Origin of the sequence: Pseudomonas sp. TH04 (genome assembly GCF_016651355.1) — a bacterium.
GTDB lineage: Bacteria > Pseudomonadota > Gammaproteobacteria > Pseudomonadales > Pseudomonadaceae > Aquipseudomonas > Aquipseudomonas fluorescens.
Genome location: NZ_JAEKEA010000001.1, coordinates 3,369,455 through 3,385,928, shown reverse-complemented (window position 1 = coordinate 3,385,928; position 16,474 = coordinate 3,369,455). Strand labels below are relative to the sequence as shown.

General features: G+C 62.9%; 9 protein-coding genes. 7 read left to right on the top strand and 2 right to left on the bottom strand.

Annotated features, from left to right (window positions below; genetic code table 11):
* Window positions 1-90: 90 nt before the first annotated feature.
* The 4 genes from JFT85_RS15160 to JFT85_RS15145 are packed head-to-tail and all read left to right on the top strand — an operon-like array spanning window position 91 to window position 4,807.
* Window positions 91-864: an efflux RND transporter periplasmic adaptor subunit gene (locus tag JFT85_RS15160; protein WP_069553055.1), complete on the top strand. Its 774-nt coding sequence runs from the start codon at window positions 91-93 to the stop codon at window positions 862-864.
* Entirely contained in the window at window positions 861-2,180 is a 1,320-nt protein-coding gene (locus JFT85_RS15155; RefSeq protein ID WP_053253727.1) for an efflux RND transporter periplasmic adaptor subunit, read from the top strand. The genes JFT85_RS15160 and JFT85_RS15155 overlap by 4 nt, the downstream gene beginning before the upstream one ends.
* Complete coding sequence (locus JFT85_RS15150) at window positions 2,180-4,276, top strand: HlyD family efflux transporter periplasmic adaptor subunit (protein WP_201230077.1); 2,097 nt, start codon at window positions 2,180-2,182, stop codon at window positions 4,274-4,276. Before JFT85_RS15155 ends, JFT85_RS15150 begins: the two co-directional genes overlap by 1 nt.
* Before the next feature lie 15 nt (window positions 4,277-4,291).
* The gene (locus JFT85_RS15145; RefSeq protein ID WP_187602488.1) at window positions 4,292-4,807 is read left to right on the top strand and encodes a GNAT family N-acetyltransferase; all 516 of its coding nucleotides are present in this window, start codon (window positions 4,292-4,294) and stop codon (window positions 4,805-4,807) included.
* Here the strand turns inward: JFT85_RS15145 and JFT85_RS15140 are convergent.
* Both JFT85_RS15140 and JFT85_RS15135 read right to left on the bottom strand, forming a co-directional pair.
* Window positions 4,783-5,091 carry a hypothetical protein gene (locus tag JFT85_RS15140; protein ID WP_053253730.1) on the bottom strand — a complete coding sequence of 103 codons (309 nt, stop codon included), beginning with the start codon at window positions 5,089-5,091 and terminating at the stop codon, window positions 4,783-4,785. The genes JFT85_RS15145 and JFT85_RS15140 overlap by 25 nt on opposite strands.
* A gap of 50 nt (window positions 5,092-5,141) precedes the next feature.
* Window positions 5,142-5,729, bottom strand: coding sequence for a phage tail protein (locus tag JFT85_RS15135; protein ID WP_053253731.1), 588 nt, complete (start codon window positions 5,727-5,729; stop codon window positions 5,142-5,144).
* A gap of 201 nt (window positions 5,730-5,930) precedes the next feature.
* On the opposite strand from JFT85_RS15135, the gene JFT85_RS15130 reads away from it, so the two are divergent.
* From JFT85_RS15130 to JFT85_RS15120, 3 genes are all read left to right on the top strand, one after another.
* Complete coding sequence (locus JFT85_RS15130; RefSeq protein ID WP_201230076.1) at window positions 5,931-7,544, top strand: glycosyltransferase family 39 protein; 1,614 nt, start codon at window positions 5,931-5,933, stop codon at window positions 7,542-7,544.
* A 109-nt stretch (window positions 7,545-7,653) separates the two neighbouring features.
* Window positions 7,654-8,496, top strand: coding sequence for a sulfotransferase family protein (locus JFT85_RS15125; protein ID WP_053253796.1), 843 nt, complete (start codon window positions 7,654-7,656; stop codon window positions 8,494-8,496).
* Between the two features lie 51 nt (window positions 8,497-8,547).
* Window positions 8,548-16,449 (top strand): Ig-like domain-containing protein, encoded by a 7,902-nt coding sequence (locus JFT85_RS15120; protein ID WP_201230075.1) that lies wholly within the window; start codon window positions 8,548-8,550, stop codon window positions 16,447-16,449.
* Window positions 16,450-16,474 lie beyond the last annotated feature (25 nt).

Here is a 16,474-nt window from a genome sequence, read left to right as displayed (position 1 = left end):
CTACAATAAATTCAGATTTGTCGGCTGTGGGTAGTGGCAATTTGACCTTGCTGCCCTAGACTGCCGGCATCATCAGGGAGTGGTAAACGTATGGAGCAGTTGCGTAGCTGGATGTTTGGGATTTCGTGTCTGATTGGCGTAGCGCAACTGGCGATGGCGGACGATCCGCTGTTGGATCACCCGCCCGAGGCGAATGCCGGCAACGGCAGTGAAGCACGCGGAGTGCTACGGGCTCGCGACCAGGCGATGCTGGCCAGCGAGTTGTCGGGGCGTATTGTCGAACTGCCGTTCAGTGAGGGCGAGTCGTTCAAGAAAGGCGACACCCTGGCGCGTTTCGATTGTTCGGCTTACCAGGCCCAACTGAATGCCGCCCAGGCTGCCAGCCGCGGCGCCAATGAAGAGCTGGCCCACAACAAGCAATTGGCGGCGCTCAATTCGGTTGGCCGGTTTGAAGTGGCGCGTGCCGAAGCCAAGCTCACCGAAACCCAGGCCCAGTCCCAGGTCTACCAAGTGCAGGTCAAACGCTGCAGTGTGCTGGCGCCGTTTGACGGCCAAGTGGTGCAACGCAAGGTGCAGCGCTATGAAAGCGTGTCGGCCGGGGCGCCGCTGCTGGAAATCGTCGACAACCACAGCCTTGAAATCCACCTGCTGGTGCCGTCGCGCTGGATGGGCAAACTCAAGCCCGGCCAGACCTTCGAGTTCACTCCGGACGAAACCGGCAAGGCGTTCAGCGCCACCGTCAAACGCCTTGGCGCGCGCATCGACGAGGGCAGCCAAACCCTGCTGCTGGTCGCCACGTTGCCCAGCGCCACTGGCTTGATGGCCGGCATGAGCGGCACCGCCCACTTTGCGCAACTGCAATGAACGCACCGATGCCGGGGCATATCGAGCGGGTGTTCGCGCAGTTTCTGGAGCTGGAACGCCAGACTCGCGCCGCACGCACGACCGAGCAACTGGCCTACAGCCTGGTCAATGACGGCCAGCCGCTATTTGGTTATCGCCATGCGGCGCTGTTGATCGCCGGCAAGATACAGGCTGTGACGGCGGTGAGCAGCGTCGACCCGAACGCGCCGTTTGTGGCTTTCGTCGAGCAAGCGGTGGCGCAGTTGCATAAGCAGGCGCTGGGCCAGACTGCACGTGTCGTTCCCGCCGAACAGTTGAGCGGCGCGGTGCAGGCCGACTGGCAAAGCCTGTCCGCCGGGCATGTGTTCTGGCTGCCGTTGATCGATCCCCACGGCCGGGTGTTCGGCGGCTTGTGGCTGGCGCGGGATACGCCGTGGGCCCCGGCCGAGCAGGTGTTGCTGGCGCAATTGGGCGATACCTACAGCCACGCCTGGCACGCGTTGCAACCGCGTCAGCCGTGGCGGTTGCGCCTCACGCGCAAACGCCAGGTGCTGGTGGTGGTCGCCTTGCTGTTGCTGCTGCTGATTCCCGTGCGCCAATCGGTGCTGGCGCCTGCCGAAGTGGTGCCGTTGGCCGGGCAAGTGGTGGCGGCGCCGCTGGACGGGGTGATTGCCGAGTTTCTGGTCAAACCCAACCAGGCGGTGAAAACCGGCGACCTGCTGCTGCGCTTCGAAAGCACCACGCTCACCGCCCAGGCGGATGTGGCGGCACGCGCACTGGGCGTGGCCGAGGCTGAGCTCAAGGCCAATTCCCAGCGAGCGTTTGCGGATGCCGAATCAAGCTCGCGCATCGACCTGCTGGCGGCCAGGGTCGAGCAAAAACGCGCCGAACGCGACTACGCCCGCGAACTGCTCAAACGCAGCGAGGTACGCGCCGAGCGCGACGGCATCGCCGTGTTTGCCGACGCCGAACGCTGGACCGGCAAACCCGTGCAAACCGGCGAACGCCTGTTGCAGATCGCCGACCCGGCTCAAGCCGAGTTGCGCATCGAGCTGGCCGTGGGTGACGCGATTGCCCTGGCGCCCAACGCCCAAGTGGCGCTGTTCCTCGACAGCGACCCGTTGCAACGCCATCTGGCGACCCTGCAACGTGCGGCGTATGAAGCGCAGCCCACGCCCGGCGGCCAGCTTGCTTATCGACTCGATGCACAGTTTGATCAAGCGCCGCCGCGTATCGGCCTGCGCGGCACGGCAAAAATCTATGGTGAGCGTGCGCCGCTGGCCCTGTATTTGTTACGTAGGCCGCTGGCGGGCCTGCGCCAGAGCGTTGGCCTCTGATGAGCCTGCCCAAACTGCGTGAAGACCTGCAGCTGTCCAGTGCCGGCGCGGCCCTGGACGGCTCGCCGCGCTGGACCCTGGCCGACCCGGTACGCGGGCGCTATTTCAAACTCGGCGCGACCGCCATTCGCCTGCTGCGCCACTGGTCCCTGGGCGACCCGGAACACGTCCTGCAGGCGGCCAACCGAGAGCCGGGTTTGCCGTTGGGCGGCAGCGAAGTCGAGGAGTTGCTGAGCTTTCTGCGCGCCCATGACTTGATCGCCGCCTTCGACCCGCAGCAGCGCGCCAGTTACCTCCATAAAGCCGCCGCGCAAAAGCGAAGCCTGTGGCAGGTGTTGCTGCACCAGTATCTGTTTTTCCGTATTCCGCTTTGGCGCCCCGACGCGTTTCTCAACCGGGCGTGGCCTTGGCTGGCGCGGTTCGGGCCGGGGCTGTTGCGTTACGGCCTGCCGATCATCCTGGGGTTGGGGGTGTTTCTGGTCGCGCGCGACTGGCAGCGTTTTCTGGCGACTTTCCCGCACCTGTTCAGCCTCGGCGGCGCCCTGGCGTTTGGCGTGGCGCTGTTCTTTGCCAAGCTGTGCCATGAGTTCGGCCATGCCTTTATGGCCAAGCGCGCCGGCTGCCGGGTGCAGAGCATGGGGGTGGCGTTCATGGTGTTGCTGCCGATGTTCTACACCGACGTCAGCGATGCCTGGCGGGTCAATGATCGCCGCGCACGGCTGATGATCGGCGCCGGTGGGGTGATGGCCGAATTGCTGCTGGCGAGCATTGCCTTACTGGCCTGGTCGCTGCTGCCCGATGGCCCCGCGCGCACGGCGGCGTTCATGCTGGCCAGCGCCACGTGGCTGACCACGCTGGCCATCAACCTCAACCCCTTTATGCGCTTTGATGGTTACTTTTTGATCAGTGATTGGTGGGGCGTCGATAACCTGCAAGGCCGTGCTTTTGCGCTGTGCCGCTGGCGCTTGCGTGAGCTGTTGTTCGGCTATGGCGAGCCGGCGCCGGAGCCGTGGTCACCGAAGATGCAACGGCGACTGCTGGGCTGGGGCTACCTGGCGTGGTTGTGGCGGGCGGCGCTGTTTTTGGGGATTGCCCTGGCGGTGTATCACCTGTTCTTCAAGCTGCTCGGGATCTTCCTGATGCTGGTCGAGTTGGTGTGGTTCATCTTCCTGCCGATTTTCAAGGAGTGGCGCGAGTGGTGGAGCCGCCGCACCCAGGCCTATGCTCCCCGCGTGCTGCTCAGCGGCCTGGCGCTACTGCTGATCGTGCTGGCACTGGTGCTGCCGTGGCGCAGCGCCGTGGAGTTGCCGGCCATGCTTGAGGCCGGGCGCTCCAGTGCGCTGCATGCGCCGGTGGCAGCGCGGGTCAAGGCCTTGTCGGTGGTGGACGGGCAGGTGGTGACCCAGGGCCAGGTGCTGATTGAGCTGGAATCACCGGACCTGGATGCGCGGCAAAGCATCGTGCGCCGTGAAGTGGACATCCTGCAGTTGCAGATGCGCCGCCAGGCCGGGCGCAGCGAAACGGCGGCGGACGCCGGGATCAATGATCAGCGTCTGTCCCAGGCGTTGGCCGAATACCGAGGTTTGGCGGCGCAGCGCGAGCGCCTGCTGTTACGGGCGCCTCACGCCGGCACCGTACGCGATTTACTGCCGCAATTGAGTGTGGGCCGCTGGCTGTCGCCCAAAGACCCGCTGGCGCAAGTGGTGGAAGAGGGCGCGCGGTTGCGTGGTTACCTCGCCGAAGCCGAACTGTGGCGGGTGGCGCCGGGCGCGACGGGACGTTTTATCGCCGATGACCCCATGCGCGCGGCGATCCCGGTGGAGTTGACCGACATCGACGCGAACGGTGTGGCCTATCTGGATCAAGAGGCGCTGACGTCCGACCACCACGGGCCGATTGCCGTGCGCCGCGATGAAAATCAACGCCCGCAGCCGTTGCAGGCCCAGTACGGTGCGCGCTTGAAAAGCCAGCAACCGATCGATACGCCCCATCAGCCGTTGCGTGGTTTGGTGGTGTTGCAAGGCCGCAGTGAGTCGGTGCTGGGCGTGGCCTGGCGACGCGCCGCCGCGTTGGGTGTGAGGGAAAGCGGGTTCTGACAGGAGTTGAACGCAATGTTGAACAAGGATGGCGCCTTGGCGCAAGGCTTGGTGGTACGCCCGTCACGCAGCAGCGACGGGCCGTTTTTGCAGCGCCTGTACCGCTCGGCGCGTGCGGATTTGCAGTGGATCGACGGCGAGCAGGCGCTGGTGGAAGACGTGATTGCCCAGCAATTCCACGTGCAGGAACAGGGCCTGGACGCGCATTTCCCCGGCGCCCTGCATTACGTGATCGAGAAGTTGGGCACGCCCATCGGCGCTTTGAGTGCGGATTTCGGCGCCCATGAAATCCGCGTGTTGTACCTGGCATTCATCCCCGCCGCGCGTGGCCAGGGCTTTGGCCGTGCGGTGCTGCAAGGTGTGCAGCAGGCGGCCACCCAAGTGTTTTGCCCGGTGGCCACGGTGGTTTGGGCGAGCAACCCCCATGCGCGCCAGCATTACCTGGCGCTGGGGTTTCGTGTGGAAGAAGAAACGCCCGCTGCGCAGCGGTTGGTGTGGTACCCGTCTCAGTTGAACACGATGCAGAAGTAACCGCGTTGCTCATCACGGCCCATGGCGGGCTCGCGGGAAACGAACACCTGTTCCAGGCAGGTGTCCACCAACGGCAAACGGCATAAACCGTCGACGAAGTCGGTGGGCCCAAGGCTTTCGAACAACACACTGAATGCCCCGCGTGGGCTGCCCGGCAGGGTGGCCTTGGGGGCTTCGGTCAGGTGCTGGATCTGGATCGGCAGCGCCGAGCCGTCGGGCAGGTACAGCATGCTGCTGCAATTGAGCAGCGGTCGAAAATGCTCAGAGGTAACCAGGTTCAACATAGAAGGCTCCCGTTCAAAAGTGCCGAGGCCCGTGAGCCCCGGCCGAGTATTTAGCCGCGTGATGGAAAGAGTCCGGTCAGGGCAATGCTGAAGTTGATCACCAGAAACGGATTCATCGTGCCCATCGGCAAGCCCTGGCCTGCCGGCGCAATCGTGCCGGTCAACGTGGTGTTGACGCCTTTGAGCGCCACCGGGTTGGCGCCTTGTTGGTCGGAGTAGATCGAAGCACTGCCGGGGCCGGTGCCGGATGCACCGATGTAGGCGTTGGTGGCGGTCGGTGTTGTCACCGGGTTGCTGACGGCACTGGTCAGTTGCACTGAGGTACTGGCCGCAAGGGTTGTGGTGGCGTGGGTATGGACGGGCAGGTTGGCCTGGGTGGCGGTGACGCTTTCGGTGCCTGAAAACTCACCGATAACACGCGGTGACAGGTTTACGCCGTTGCCCTGGCCGATGGGCAAGCGGCCTTGCAGGTTCGGCAACCCGAAGTTTTGGCTGCCGTTGCCGCCGTAAGTGGTGCCAATCAGGGCGAACAGCGCCTGGTATTGATTGAGTGAGAGGATCTGACCTTCGCACAAGGCCCAGCCTTGCGGGGCAAAGTTAAACGCAAAGGGTTGAATGGTGCCGATGAATACTTCCATGCTCTTTCATCCTTGTGGTGGGATTTGCGTGGGTGTGACGCCAATCGATCTGGTGTCATCGCAGAGCGTAGTCTGCGGTTTTGCGCGGCGCCTGGCGGTTGTAAAACAGCGAGCGAAACCGGGGCGTTTGTCCTAGAGTGGCGCTTGTTTGCGCGAGCGCAGGTTTCGCCCCGGTTAATGGGCGGTATGAGGGGATTTGAGGTGCGACGGTCTGTGGTAGAGCAAGACGACAAAGTGGGGGCATTTCCCGCAGTCAATCGCCTCTCGGCCGCCTGGGAGGGTGCCGGTTGGCTGGCCCGCTTATGGTGGGTGCCGATCCTGGCGCTGGCGATGGCCGTGCGTTTCTATGGCCTGACCGCCTCGGCGATCTGGGCCGACGAAGGCTCGAGCCTGTTGCTCAGTGAATACGCCATGGATGACCTGTGGTTTCACGCGGCCCATGACGTGCACCCACCGCTGTACTTTTTCATGCTGCGCGGGTGGATCGGGTTGTTTGGCGATGGCATCTGGTCGATTCGCGGTATGAGTGCCATTCCCGGCGTGGTGGCGGTGGGCCTTGGCATCGCGCTCACACGACAGTTATCGACCCGTCGCGCGGCCGTGCTGGCGGGTGTCCTGCTGGCGCTGTTTCCGACGGCAGTGCGTTACAGCCAGGAAGTGCGCATGTATTCGCTGCTGGCCGTGTGGCTGCTGGGCGCCACGCTGGCGCTGGTGTATTGGGTCCGTCAGCCTCAACGCACGCGCTACCTGGCGGCCTATTCGCTGCTGATGGCGGCCGCTTTCTACACCCATTACTTCACCGCGTTGTGCGTGCTGGTGCATTGGGCGTGGCTGGGCGTGTTGTGTACGTCTCAAGCGCGGGGCCAACGCCTGATACTTCGTCCGTCCTGGTGGTGCGCTAACGCGTTGATTGTGGCGTTGTACCTGCCCTGGCTGCCGAACCTGCTGGACCTGATCCAGCATGTCGAGCAGCTCAAGGTCGGCGGTGACATCGGCTGGGAAGACCCGGTTTCACTGATTTCGGTGCCGTCGATGATCTGGCAGTTCGTGCTTCAGGACGAAGGCATCGGTTTCTGGCCGCCGTTGTTCTGGCTGTTCCCACTGCTGTTGATCGCCGTGGTGGGTCTCACCGCCTGGCGTGACCGCGAGCGTTATCGCCCGGCTTGCCTGCTGGCCGCGTTCTTTCTGCTGCCGCTGCTGCTGGTATACGGTGTGTCGTTCATCTCACCGGTCTTTATCGAGCGCTACCTCACGGTGTACGCACTGGGTTTGCCGATCCTCGTGGCAGTGGCCATCGACCGCCTGCCGACGCGCCTTTCGTGGCTGGGGGCGGCGCTGTTCGTGGTGTTCGCAGGCGTGGAATTGTTGGGGCTGAAGAACAACGCCACCGTGGACGTGCAGGACCAGTTCAATGTCCCGGTGGAGTTCATCAACCGTAATTACCAGGAAGACGACCGCATCGTCCTCAGCGACATGTTGTGGTACCTCAGCTACGTGTATTACGACCAGACCGACGCCCAATTGCAGCTCTACACGCCGCCAAAACCGGATGGCACGTCGACCCGACCCAACGCTTATGGATTCGGTACGCTGGTCGACCAGGACGGTGGGCGTATTTACCTTGACCGCCTGTCGGCATTACCGGCCGATACGCGCCGTGTGTGGCTGGTCAGCAGCACCGAGCCGCCGGATGATTTCGCACCGATTCCTGATGGCTGGCGCGAGCTTCTGCGCCAGGATGGCGGCGGGGCACGCGCGCGGTTGTTTGTGCTGTGCCGCGGTCCAGAGCCTTTGCAACCAGAGGGTTGCCACTAATTTCTAATCGGCATTGGACGAATGCCGAAATGGTGGCAAATAACCACTAGTCGACACTGTAATCCTCAGCTACGCTTCGCCCATAAATGGATTTTCGTCCTACAAAGTGGTGAACGGATTGCAGTATCACTTTATCTCCGGATTACCGCGTTCCGGTTCGACTTTGCTGTCTGCGATTCTGTTGCAGAACCCGCGGTTTCACGCCGGCATGAGCAGCCCCGTAGGCACCCTGTTCAACGGCGTGCTGGGGCAATGCAGCGCCGGCAGTGAGTTTGGTTCGGTGATTGACGCCGACACCCGGCGCCGTTTGCTGCGCGGCCTGTTCGATTCGTACTACGCCGACAAAACCGCTCTCCCGATCGTCTTCGACACCAACCGCCAATGGTGCGCGCGCATGCCCGCGCTGCATGACCTGTTCCCCCAGGCCAAAGTGATCGCCTGCGTGCGCAATGTGGCCTGGATCATGGACAGCCTTGAGCGGCTGTATCGCGCCAACCCGTTCGAGAACACCAAGCTGTTCAACGATGACGTCGAGCGCAACACGGTCTACAGCCGTGTTGAAACGCTGGGCCAGCGCAATCGCCTGGTGGGCTATGCCTGGTCGGCGCTCAAAGAGGCGTACTACGGGGAAAACGCCGATTCCATGCTGGTCGTTGACTACGACTTGCTGTCCCAGGCGCCTGAGCGGGTGATGCGCCTCGTCTACGAATTTATCGGCGAGCCGTGGTTCGAGCATGATTTCGACAACCTCAGTTATGACGCGCCGGACTTCGATGACGCCTTGGGCGTCAGCGGGCTGCATCGGGTCAAATCCAAGGTCGCGTTGCAGCCTCGGCGCACCATCCTGCCGCCTGACCTCTTCGAGCAGTATGCGCACATGGAATTCTGGCGGGATGGCTCGTTGAGCGCCGCCAATGTCATTCGTACCAAGGCCGACGCCGCAATCAGCTGATTGCGGCTTTTTTCGTTTCGAGTAACAGTCTTCGACAAGCGGGTGAGCAGCATGTGGTGGAGCAAAGGTAAGGCACGGCAGGCAACAACAGGCGCCACCACCCCGGCATCGCCGATGATCATGTTCCTTGAACCCCGCATGCTGTTTGACGGCGCGGTCGCGGCCACAGTGGTCGATGCCGCCCAGGCGGACAGCCATGCCACTGCGGATGCGGCGGCCAAGGCGTCGACGGCGGATCACGCGACGGCCAGCCAGGACACCCACGCGCAAACCGACGCGCCGGCCACACCGGCACCGGTTGCCGTCCCAGGCCAGGCGGTGGTGTTCGTCGATGCGCGCGTGAAGGACGCCGCCGACCTGCTCAAAGGCGTCGCTCCCGGTACCCAGGTGGTGCAGCTGGATGCCAGCAAAGATGGTCTGCAACAGATTGCCGATTACCTGGGCAGCCACCAGGGCGTGAGTTCGGTGCAGATAGTCGCTCACGGTAATTCGGGCGACTTGTGGTTGGGCAGCACTTACCTGTCGGCCGATAACGTCGCGGCCCGCAGCGCAGTGCTGGCGCAGATCGGTCAGGACATGAATGTCGGTGGCGATATCCTGATCTATGCCTGTAATACGGCAGAGGGCGATAAGGGCATCAGCTTTGTCGACTCCCTGGCGAGCCTGACCGGGCGTGATATTGCCGCGTCCAGCAACCGCACCGGCGCGGGCGGCGACTGGACGCTGGAGATTGCCACGGGCTCTATAGAGAACCACACCGCGTTGTCGTATCAGTCGATGTCGGCGTATCAATACAGCCTGGCGACGATCACGGTGACCAGCGGGGCGGACAGCGGCGTCGGTTCGCTGCGCACGGCCCTGGGCAGTGCGGTGGCGGGCGATACCGTTACCTTCAACACGCCAGGCATGACGGTCAATCTCAACTCGCAGTTGGTGATTACCAAAAACCTCACCATCGAAGGCGACCTCGACCACAACGGCACGCCGGATGTGACCATCAGCGGGCAGTACAAGACCCAGGTGCTCACGGTCAATTCCGGGGTTACCGCGACCCTGGACGGGCTGGTGATTACCAAGGGCCTGAAGGCCGGCGACGGCGGCACTGGCGGTAGCGCGACGACCGCGGCCAATTTGCTCGGGGCCGGGATCAGTAACTTCGGCAACCTGACGTTGAATAACGTCACCGTGACAGCCAACGCAGCCTCGGGTGGCGGTGGCGGTGGTGGTGTGGCCGGTGGCGATGTCGGCGGTGGTGGCGGCGGGGGCGGCGCAGTGGGCGGCGGCACCGGTGGGCATGGCGGCATTACCAGCAACGGGAGCGGTATCTACGCCGGCACCGCGGGCACCGCCAACCAGGGCGGTACGGGCGGTGGTTATCGCACCATGGGCGGTATCGGCGGTTCGAGCACCGGCGGTGCCGGTTCGACCGGCATCTACGGCTATACCAACGGTTCCGCTGGCGGCACAGCAGCCTCTGGCGGCTTGTCGATCGGCGGCGGCGGCGGTGGTTCCGGCTGGAATGCGGCCGGTGGCAAGGGCGGCGCAGCGGCCGGCGGTATTTACAACGCCAGCGGCGCCACCTTGACCATCGTCGGCACCAGCTCGATTACCGGTAACATCGGTGCCGGCGGCGGCGGTGGTGGCGGTTCGGCGGCAGGCAGCGGCACGACGTTCAATGGTGGTGACGGTGGCCTGGGGGTCGGTGCCATTTGGAACAAAGGCGCGGTATTGATCACGGCGGCTAACTTCGCGACCCTGGGGGGGACGTCCAACACCGGTGCCAGTGGCAACGGTGGCTTGGCCACCGCCGCCTCGCCAGGCAACAAGCCGACAGCCGTCAACGGGCTGTTCAACGATATCGGCGCAACCGCGAACACGGCTTACAGCCCGGCGCCGACGGCGACCATTGTGGTCGGCACTGTTGCCCAACATATCGGCAGTACGTCACCGGTGACGATTACCTTCAACCAGGCCGTAACCGGGTTCACCAACGCCGACCTGACGATTGCCAACGGCACCCTGAGTGCGGTCAACTCCCTCGACGGCGGCATCACCTGGACGGCGACCTTTACCCCGAGTGCGGGTACCACCAGCGCCACCAACCAGATTGTCCTGGACAACACCGGTGTGAGCAGCGTTTCGACGAGCACCGCGGGGGTTGGCACCACCACGTCCAACAACTATGCCATCGATACCGTGCGGCCGACCGCGACGCTCTCGGTCAGCGCTCCTACGCTGAGCACCACGGCCAACGGCACGGTGACTATTACCTTCAGCGAAGCCGTGGCCGGTTTCAGCCTGTCTGACATGACGGCGTCCAACGGTACCCTGAGCAACCTGACCACCAGCGACAATATCCATTGGACCGCCACCCTGACGCCCACCGCCGGCAACAATACCAGCGGCAACGTCATCACCCTGGACAACACCCTGTATACCGACGCGGCGACCAACGCTGGCAGCGGCACGACCACGTCCAACGCGTATGTCATCGACACCGTGCGGCCGACCGCCAGTATCGTGGTGGCCACTACCGCGCTGAATATCGGCGGTACCTCCCTGGTGACCATCACCTTCAGCGAGGCCGTCACCGGCTTTACCTCGGCTGATTTAACCGTTGCCAACGGCACCGTCAGCGGGCTCAGCAGCAGCGATGGCGGCGTAACCTGGACCGGCACACTCGCGGCCACCGCGGGCATCACCGACACTACCAACGTGATTACCCTGGCCAACAACGGCGTCAGCGATGCGGCTGGCAACACCGGCACCGGCACCACCGACTCCAACAACTACGTCATCGACACGCAGCGGCCGACCGCAACCATTGTGGTCGCCGACAACGCATTGAAGCTCGGCGAAACCTCGCTGGTGACCATTACCTTCTCCGAAGCGGTCACAGGTTTCACCAACGCCGACCTGACCATCGCCAACGGTACCTTGACCGCCGTGAGCAGCAGCAACGGTGGCATCACCTGGACCGCGACCTTCACACCGACCAGCAACATTACCGATACCACCAACCTGATCACCCTGGATAACACCGGCGTCAGCGATGCGGCCGGCAACACCGGCACCGGCACCACCGACTCCAACAACTATGCGGTCGACACGCAACGGCCAACGGCAACGATTGTGCTGGCCGAAAACGCGCTGAAAATCGGCGGCACCTCGCTGGTGACCATCACCTTCAGCGAAGCAGTCACCGGCCTCACCAACGCCGACCTGACCATCGCCAATGGCACCTTGACCGCTGTGAGCAGCGCCGACGGTGGCGTCACCTGGACCGCGTCCTTTACGCCGACCAGCAACGTCACCGACAGCACCAACCTGATCACCCTGGACAACACCGGCATTGCTGACCAGGCTGGCAACGCCGGCAGCGGCACGACCGATTCCAACAATTACGCCATCGATACCCAGCGCCCGACCGCGACCATTATTTTGGCCGACCCAACGCTGAGCGCGGGCGAAACCTCGTTGGTGACCATTACCTTTTCCGAAGCGGTCACCGGGTTCACCAACGCCGACCTGGCCGTTGCCAACGGCAACTTGAGCGCGGTCAGCAGCGCCGACGGCGGCATCACGTGGACCGCGACCTTCACGCCGACGGCGAATATCCATAGCACCACCAATATCATTACGCTGCAGAACACCGGCGTGAGTGACCTGGCGGGTAACGGTGGGTTTGGCACATCCAACTCCGGCAACTACGTGATCGATACCAGGGCCCCGACTGCAACCATCGTGGTCGCGGACAATTCGCTGACCATCGGCGAGACCTCGCTGGTGACCATCACCTTCTCCGAGGCTGTCACCGGTTTCAGCAACGCCGACCTGACCGTCGCCAATGGCACCTTGACGGCGGTGAGCAGCGCTGACGGCGGTATCACCTGGACCGCGACGCTGACACCGACCAATGCCATCACCGACACCACCAACCTGATCACGCTGGACAACAGCGGCGTACAAAACGGCTCGGGCAATGCGGGCGCCGGCATCACCAACTCCAATAATTACGCGATCGATACCCAGCGACCCACGGCCACCATCGTGGTCGCCGACAGCGCATTGGCGATTGGCGAGACGTCACAGGTGACCATCACCTTCTCCGAGGCGGTCACCGGTTTCACCAACGCCGACCTGACCATCGCCAACGGCACTCTGAGCGCGGTCAGCAGCAGCAATGGCGGCCTCACCTGGACCGCGACCTTTACGCCGACCAGCAACGTCACCGACAGCACCAACCTGATCACCCTGGACAACACCGGCGTCACCGACCAGGCGGGCAACGCCGGCAGCGGCACCACCGACTCCAACAACTATGCAATCGACAGCCAGCGGCCCACCGCGACCGTCGTGATTGCCGACCCGACCCTGAAGGCCGGCGAAACCACCCTGGTCACGGTGACCTTCTCCGAAGCGGTGACCGGTTTCGACAACAGCGACCTGAGCGTCGCCAACGGCACGTTGAGTGCAGTCAGCAGCAGTGATGGCGGCATCACCTGGATCGCGACCTTCACGCCGACGGTCGGCGTCCAGGACACCACCAACCTGATCACCTTGAACAACAGCGGCATCAGCGACATTGCGGGTAACGCCGGCACCGGCACGACCAACTCAGGCAACTACACCATCGATACGGTGTTGCCGACCGCCAGCATCGTGGTTGCCGATAACGCCCTTAACGCCGGCGAGACATCCCTGGTGACCATCACCTTCAGCGAAGCGGTCACCGGCTTCACCAACGCCGACCTGACCATCGCCAACGGCACCTTGAGTGCGGTCAGCAGCAGCGACGGCGGTATCACCTGGACGGCCAGCTTCACGCCGACCAGCAATATCACCGACACCACCAACCTGATCACGCTGGATAACAGCGGCGTACAAAACGCCTCGGGCAATGCGGGCGCCGGCACCACCAACTCCAACAATTACGCGATCGATACGGCGCGCCCGACCGCCACCCTCGTGGTCGCGGATGCGGCCCTCGGCGTCGGCCAGACCTCGCTGGTGACCATTACTTTCTCCGAGGCGGTCACCGGTTTCACCAACGCCGACCTGACGGTCGCCAATGGCACCTTGAGCGCAGTCAGCAGCAGGGATGGCGGTATCACCTGGACCGCAATGTTCGCACCGGCTGCCGGTATCACGGCCACCCGCAACCTGATCACGTTGAACAACACGGGTGTCAACGACCTGGCGGGCAACGCGGGCACGGGTACTACAGACTCCAACACTTACAGCATCGACACCCAGCCGCCGACTGCCACCGTCGTGATTGCCAACCCGCTCCTGACGGCCGGCAGCACCAGCCTCCTTACGGTAACGTTCTCGGAGCCTGTGACGAATTTCGACAACAGCGACCTGATCGTTACCACCGGCAGCATCAGCAGAATGACGTCCAGCGATGGCGGGCGCACCTGGACCGGGGTATTCAAACCCGCCGATGGCATTCAGGCCAGCGGCAGTACCATTTCGTTGAACAACGTCGGTGTGAGCGATCTTGCAGGCAACAGCGGTTGGGGTTGGATCAGCTCCAATGCGTTCAACGTCCAGACCTCACACCCTACCGCGACCCTCGAGATCTCCGACACGGTTATCAATAAGGACGAAATACAGATCGTAACGGTGCGTTTCTCCGAGGCGGTGCAGGGCTTCAACCTTGGCAGTCTGCATGCCCCGGACGGCACTTTCAGCCAACTCACCCGCTACAGCGATACGCTTTACACAGCGGTGTTCACGCCGAATGCAAACGTGACGGCCCCGGCCAATTTGATCACGCTGGACACCAGCAGCGTTCAAAACGCCTTCGGTAATAGAGGCGTTGTGAATGCGCTGTCGCCGGTTTTTGCAATCGATACGGTTATACCCACGGCGACCTGGACGCTGTCCGATAAGTTGCTGGAACCGGGCGAGACCGCCACCGTCACCGTCACCTTCTCCGAGTGGGTCACCGGGTTCGACAACCGCGCAATCGTCAACCTGCAAGCGGCCACATTGAGTCCGTTCTACAGCCTCGACGGTGGCAGGATCTGGCAGGCGACACTGACGCCGACGCCGGGCGCGGGTTCCTCGGGCAGCTACCTCATTGGTTTGTCCCTGGCTTACGTCAAAGACAGGGCCGGCAATACCAACTACGCGTTCGATGCCGGCTCAATGATCACCTACACGGTCGACCACACACCGCTGAGTTCCAATGTTTACCTGAGCTCCGAGCGTTTGGCGGTCGGCGCAACGAGCACGGTGTCTATCTACTTCAACAAGGCGGTCAGCAACTTTGACCTGAGCGACCTCAGTGCCGACAACGGCGTGCTGTCCAACCTGCGCACCAGTGATGGTGGTATCAGCTGGCAGGCAACACTGACGCCATTTGCCAATACCACCAGTGCCCAGAATGTGGTGCGGCTCAACAACGCCGGTGTGACCTACTACGGCGGCAGCACCGGCGCCGGTATCACCACTTCGCGCAACTACACGGTCGATACCCAACGCCCGACCTCCACCATTGTGGTCGACAAGACCAGCCTGGGCGGCAGCGAGCAGGCGACAGTGACCATTACCTTCAGTGAAGCCGTTGAGTTCTACAACAGCCCACAGGCGCAGAACGCCTGGCTGAGCGGCCTGAAAAGTGTGGACGGCGGCATCACCTGGACCGCCACGCTCACGCCGCAGCGCTACATCGAAGACACCAGCAATGTGGTGAGCCTGGACAATACCCAAGTGCATGACCTCAGCGGCAACGCAGGGCTGGGCACCAGTACGTCGAACAACTACGCGGTCGATACCCGCCCGGCCACTGCCACGATTGTGGTTGATAAGGCCGTGCTCGCCACGGGCGAAACGGCCAACGTCACGATTACGTTCAATGAGGCCGTTTCAGGTCTGAAACTGGAAAACCTGAGTGTCGGCAGCGGCGTGCTGAGCAACTTGAAAAGCCTGGATGGCGGCATGACCTGGACGGCCACGCTGACGCCTAAAGACCACCTCGATAATGCGTATGGCACGCTGGTGCTCAATGGCCAAGGCGTGACGGACGCGGCAGGCAACTCATCAGCCGATACGTATGCCTATTCAAACTATTTTGCCGTCGATACCCAAGGCCCGCAGGTGTACATCGAAGTGTCGGACACCCAGCTCAAGGCCGGGCAGGGCACCCAGGTGTTTATCTGGTTCAGCGAACCGGTGCGCGGCTTTGACCTGTCCAGCCTGAAGGTGCCGAACGGCACGCTGTCCAACCTGCAAAGTGGCGAGGGCGGCTATTACTGGACCGCGACCCTGACGCCGAACAACAACGTCAATGTCAGCGCCAACATCATCACGGTCGACAACAGCACGATTCGTGACCTGGCCGGTAACGTCGGCGAAGGCATCAGCCAGTCCAACGCCTACGCGATCAATAGCGTCACGGTCACGGCCGACCCTCTGACCCTCACCGGCGCTGTCGCAAGACCGGTGACCGACATACCGAACCTGCCGCTGCAACCGGGGGTCTTCGCTCCGCCCAGCGGCAACCTGGGTTCACCGCTGACGTTCGCGCCGCTGTTTGAGCAGCGCGTACTGGGCGACGGTATTCGCCCGCTGGGGGACATTTTTATCAACAACGGCGCCACCAGCCCGAGCTTTATCGCCCAGGTGTTCACCAGCAGCGATAACGTTGGAGACGGTTCCGGCAAGGGCTTCCTCGGGTTTGGCGGCGGCGATGGCGGGATGTTTGGTACAAGCACCTTCTCCAGCCTGTTTAACCGTGAAACCGGCGGCGACGGTAGCTCACTCAAGTCTTTCGACAGCCATTCGATCAAAGGCCAGGGCGACCCGGCCCAAGGGCTGCGCGGGGTATTTGGAGCGCCGACGCTCGGCCAGCAATTACAGCAACTCAAAGACATCGAACACCGCCAGGTGATGGACCTGGCACAGGCACTGCAACAAGTCGGCATCAGCGAAATGCAGGCTTGAACATACTTATTTCAAGGCGCGGTAA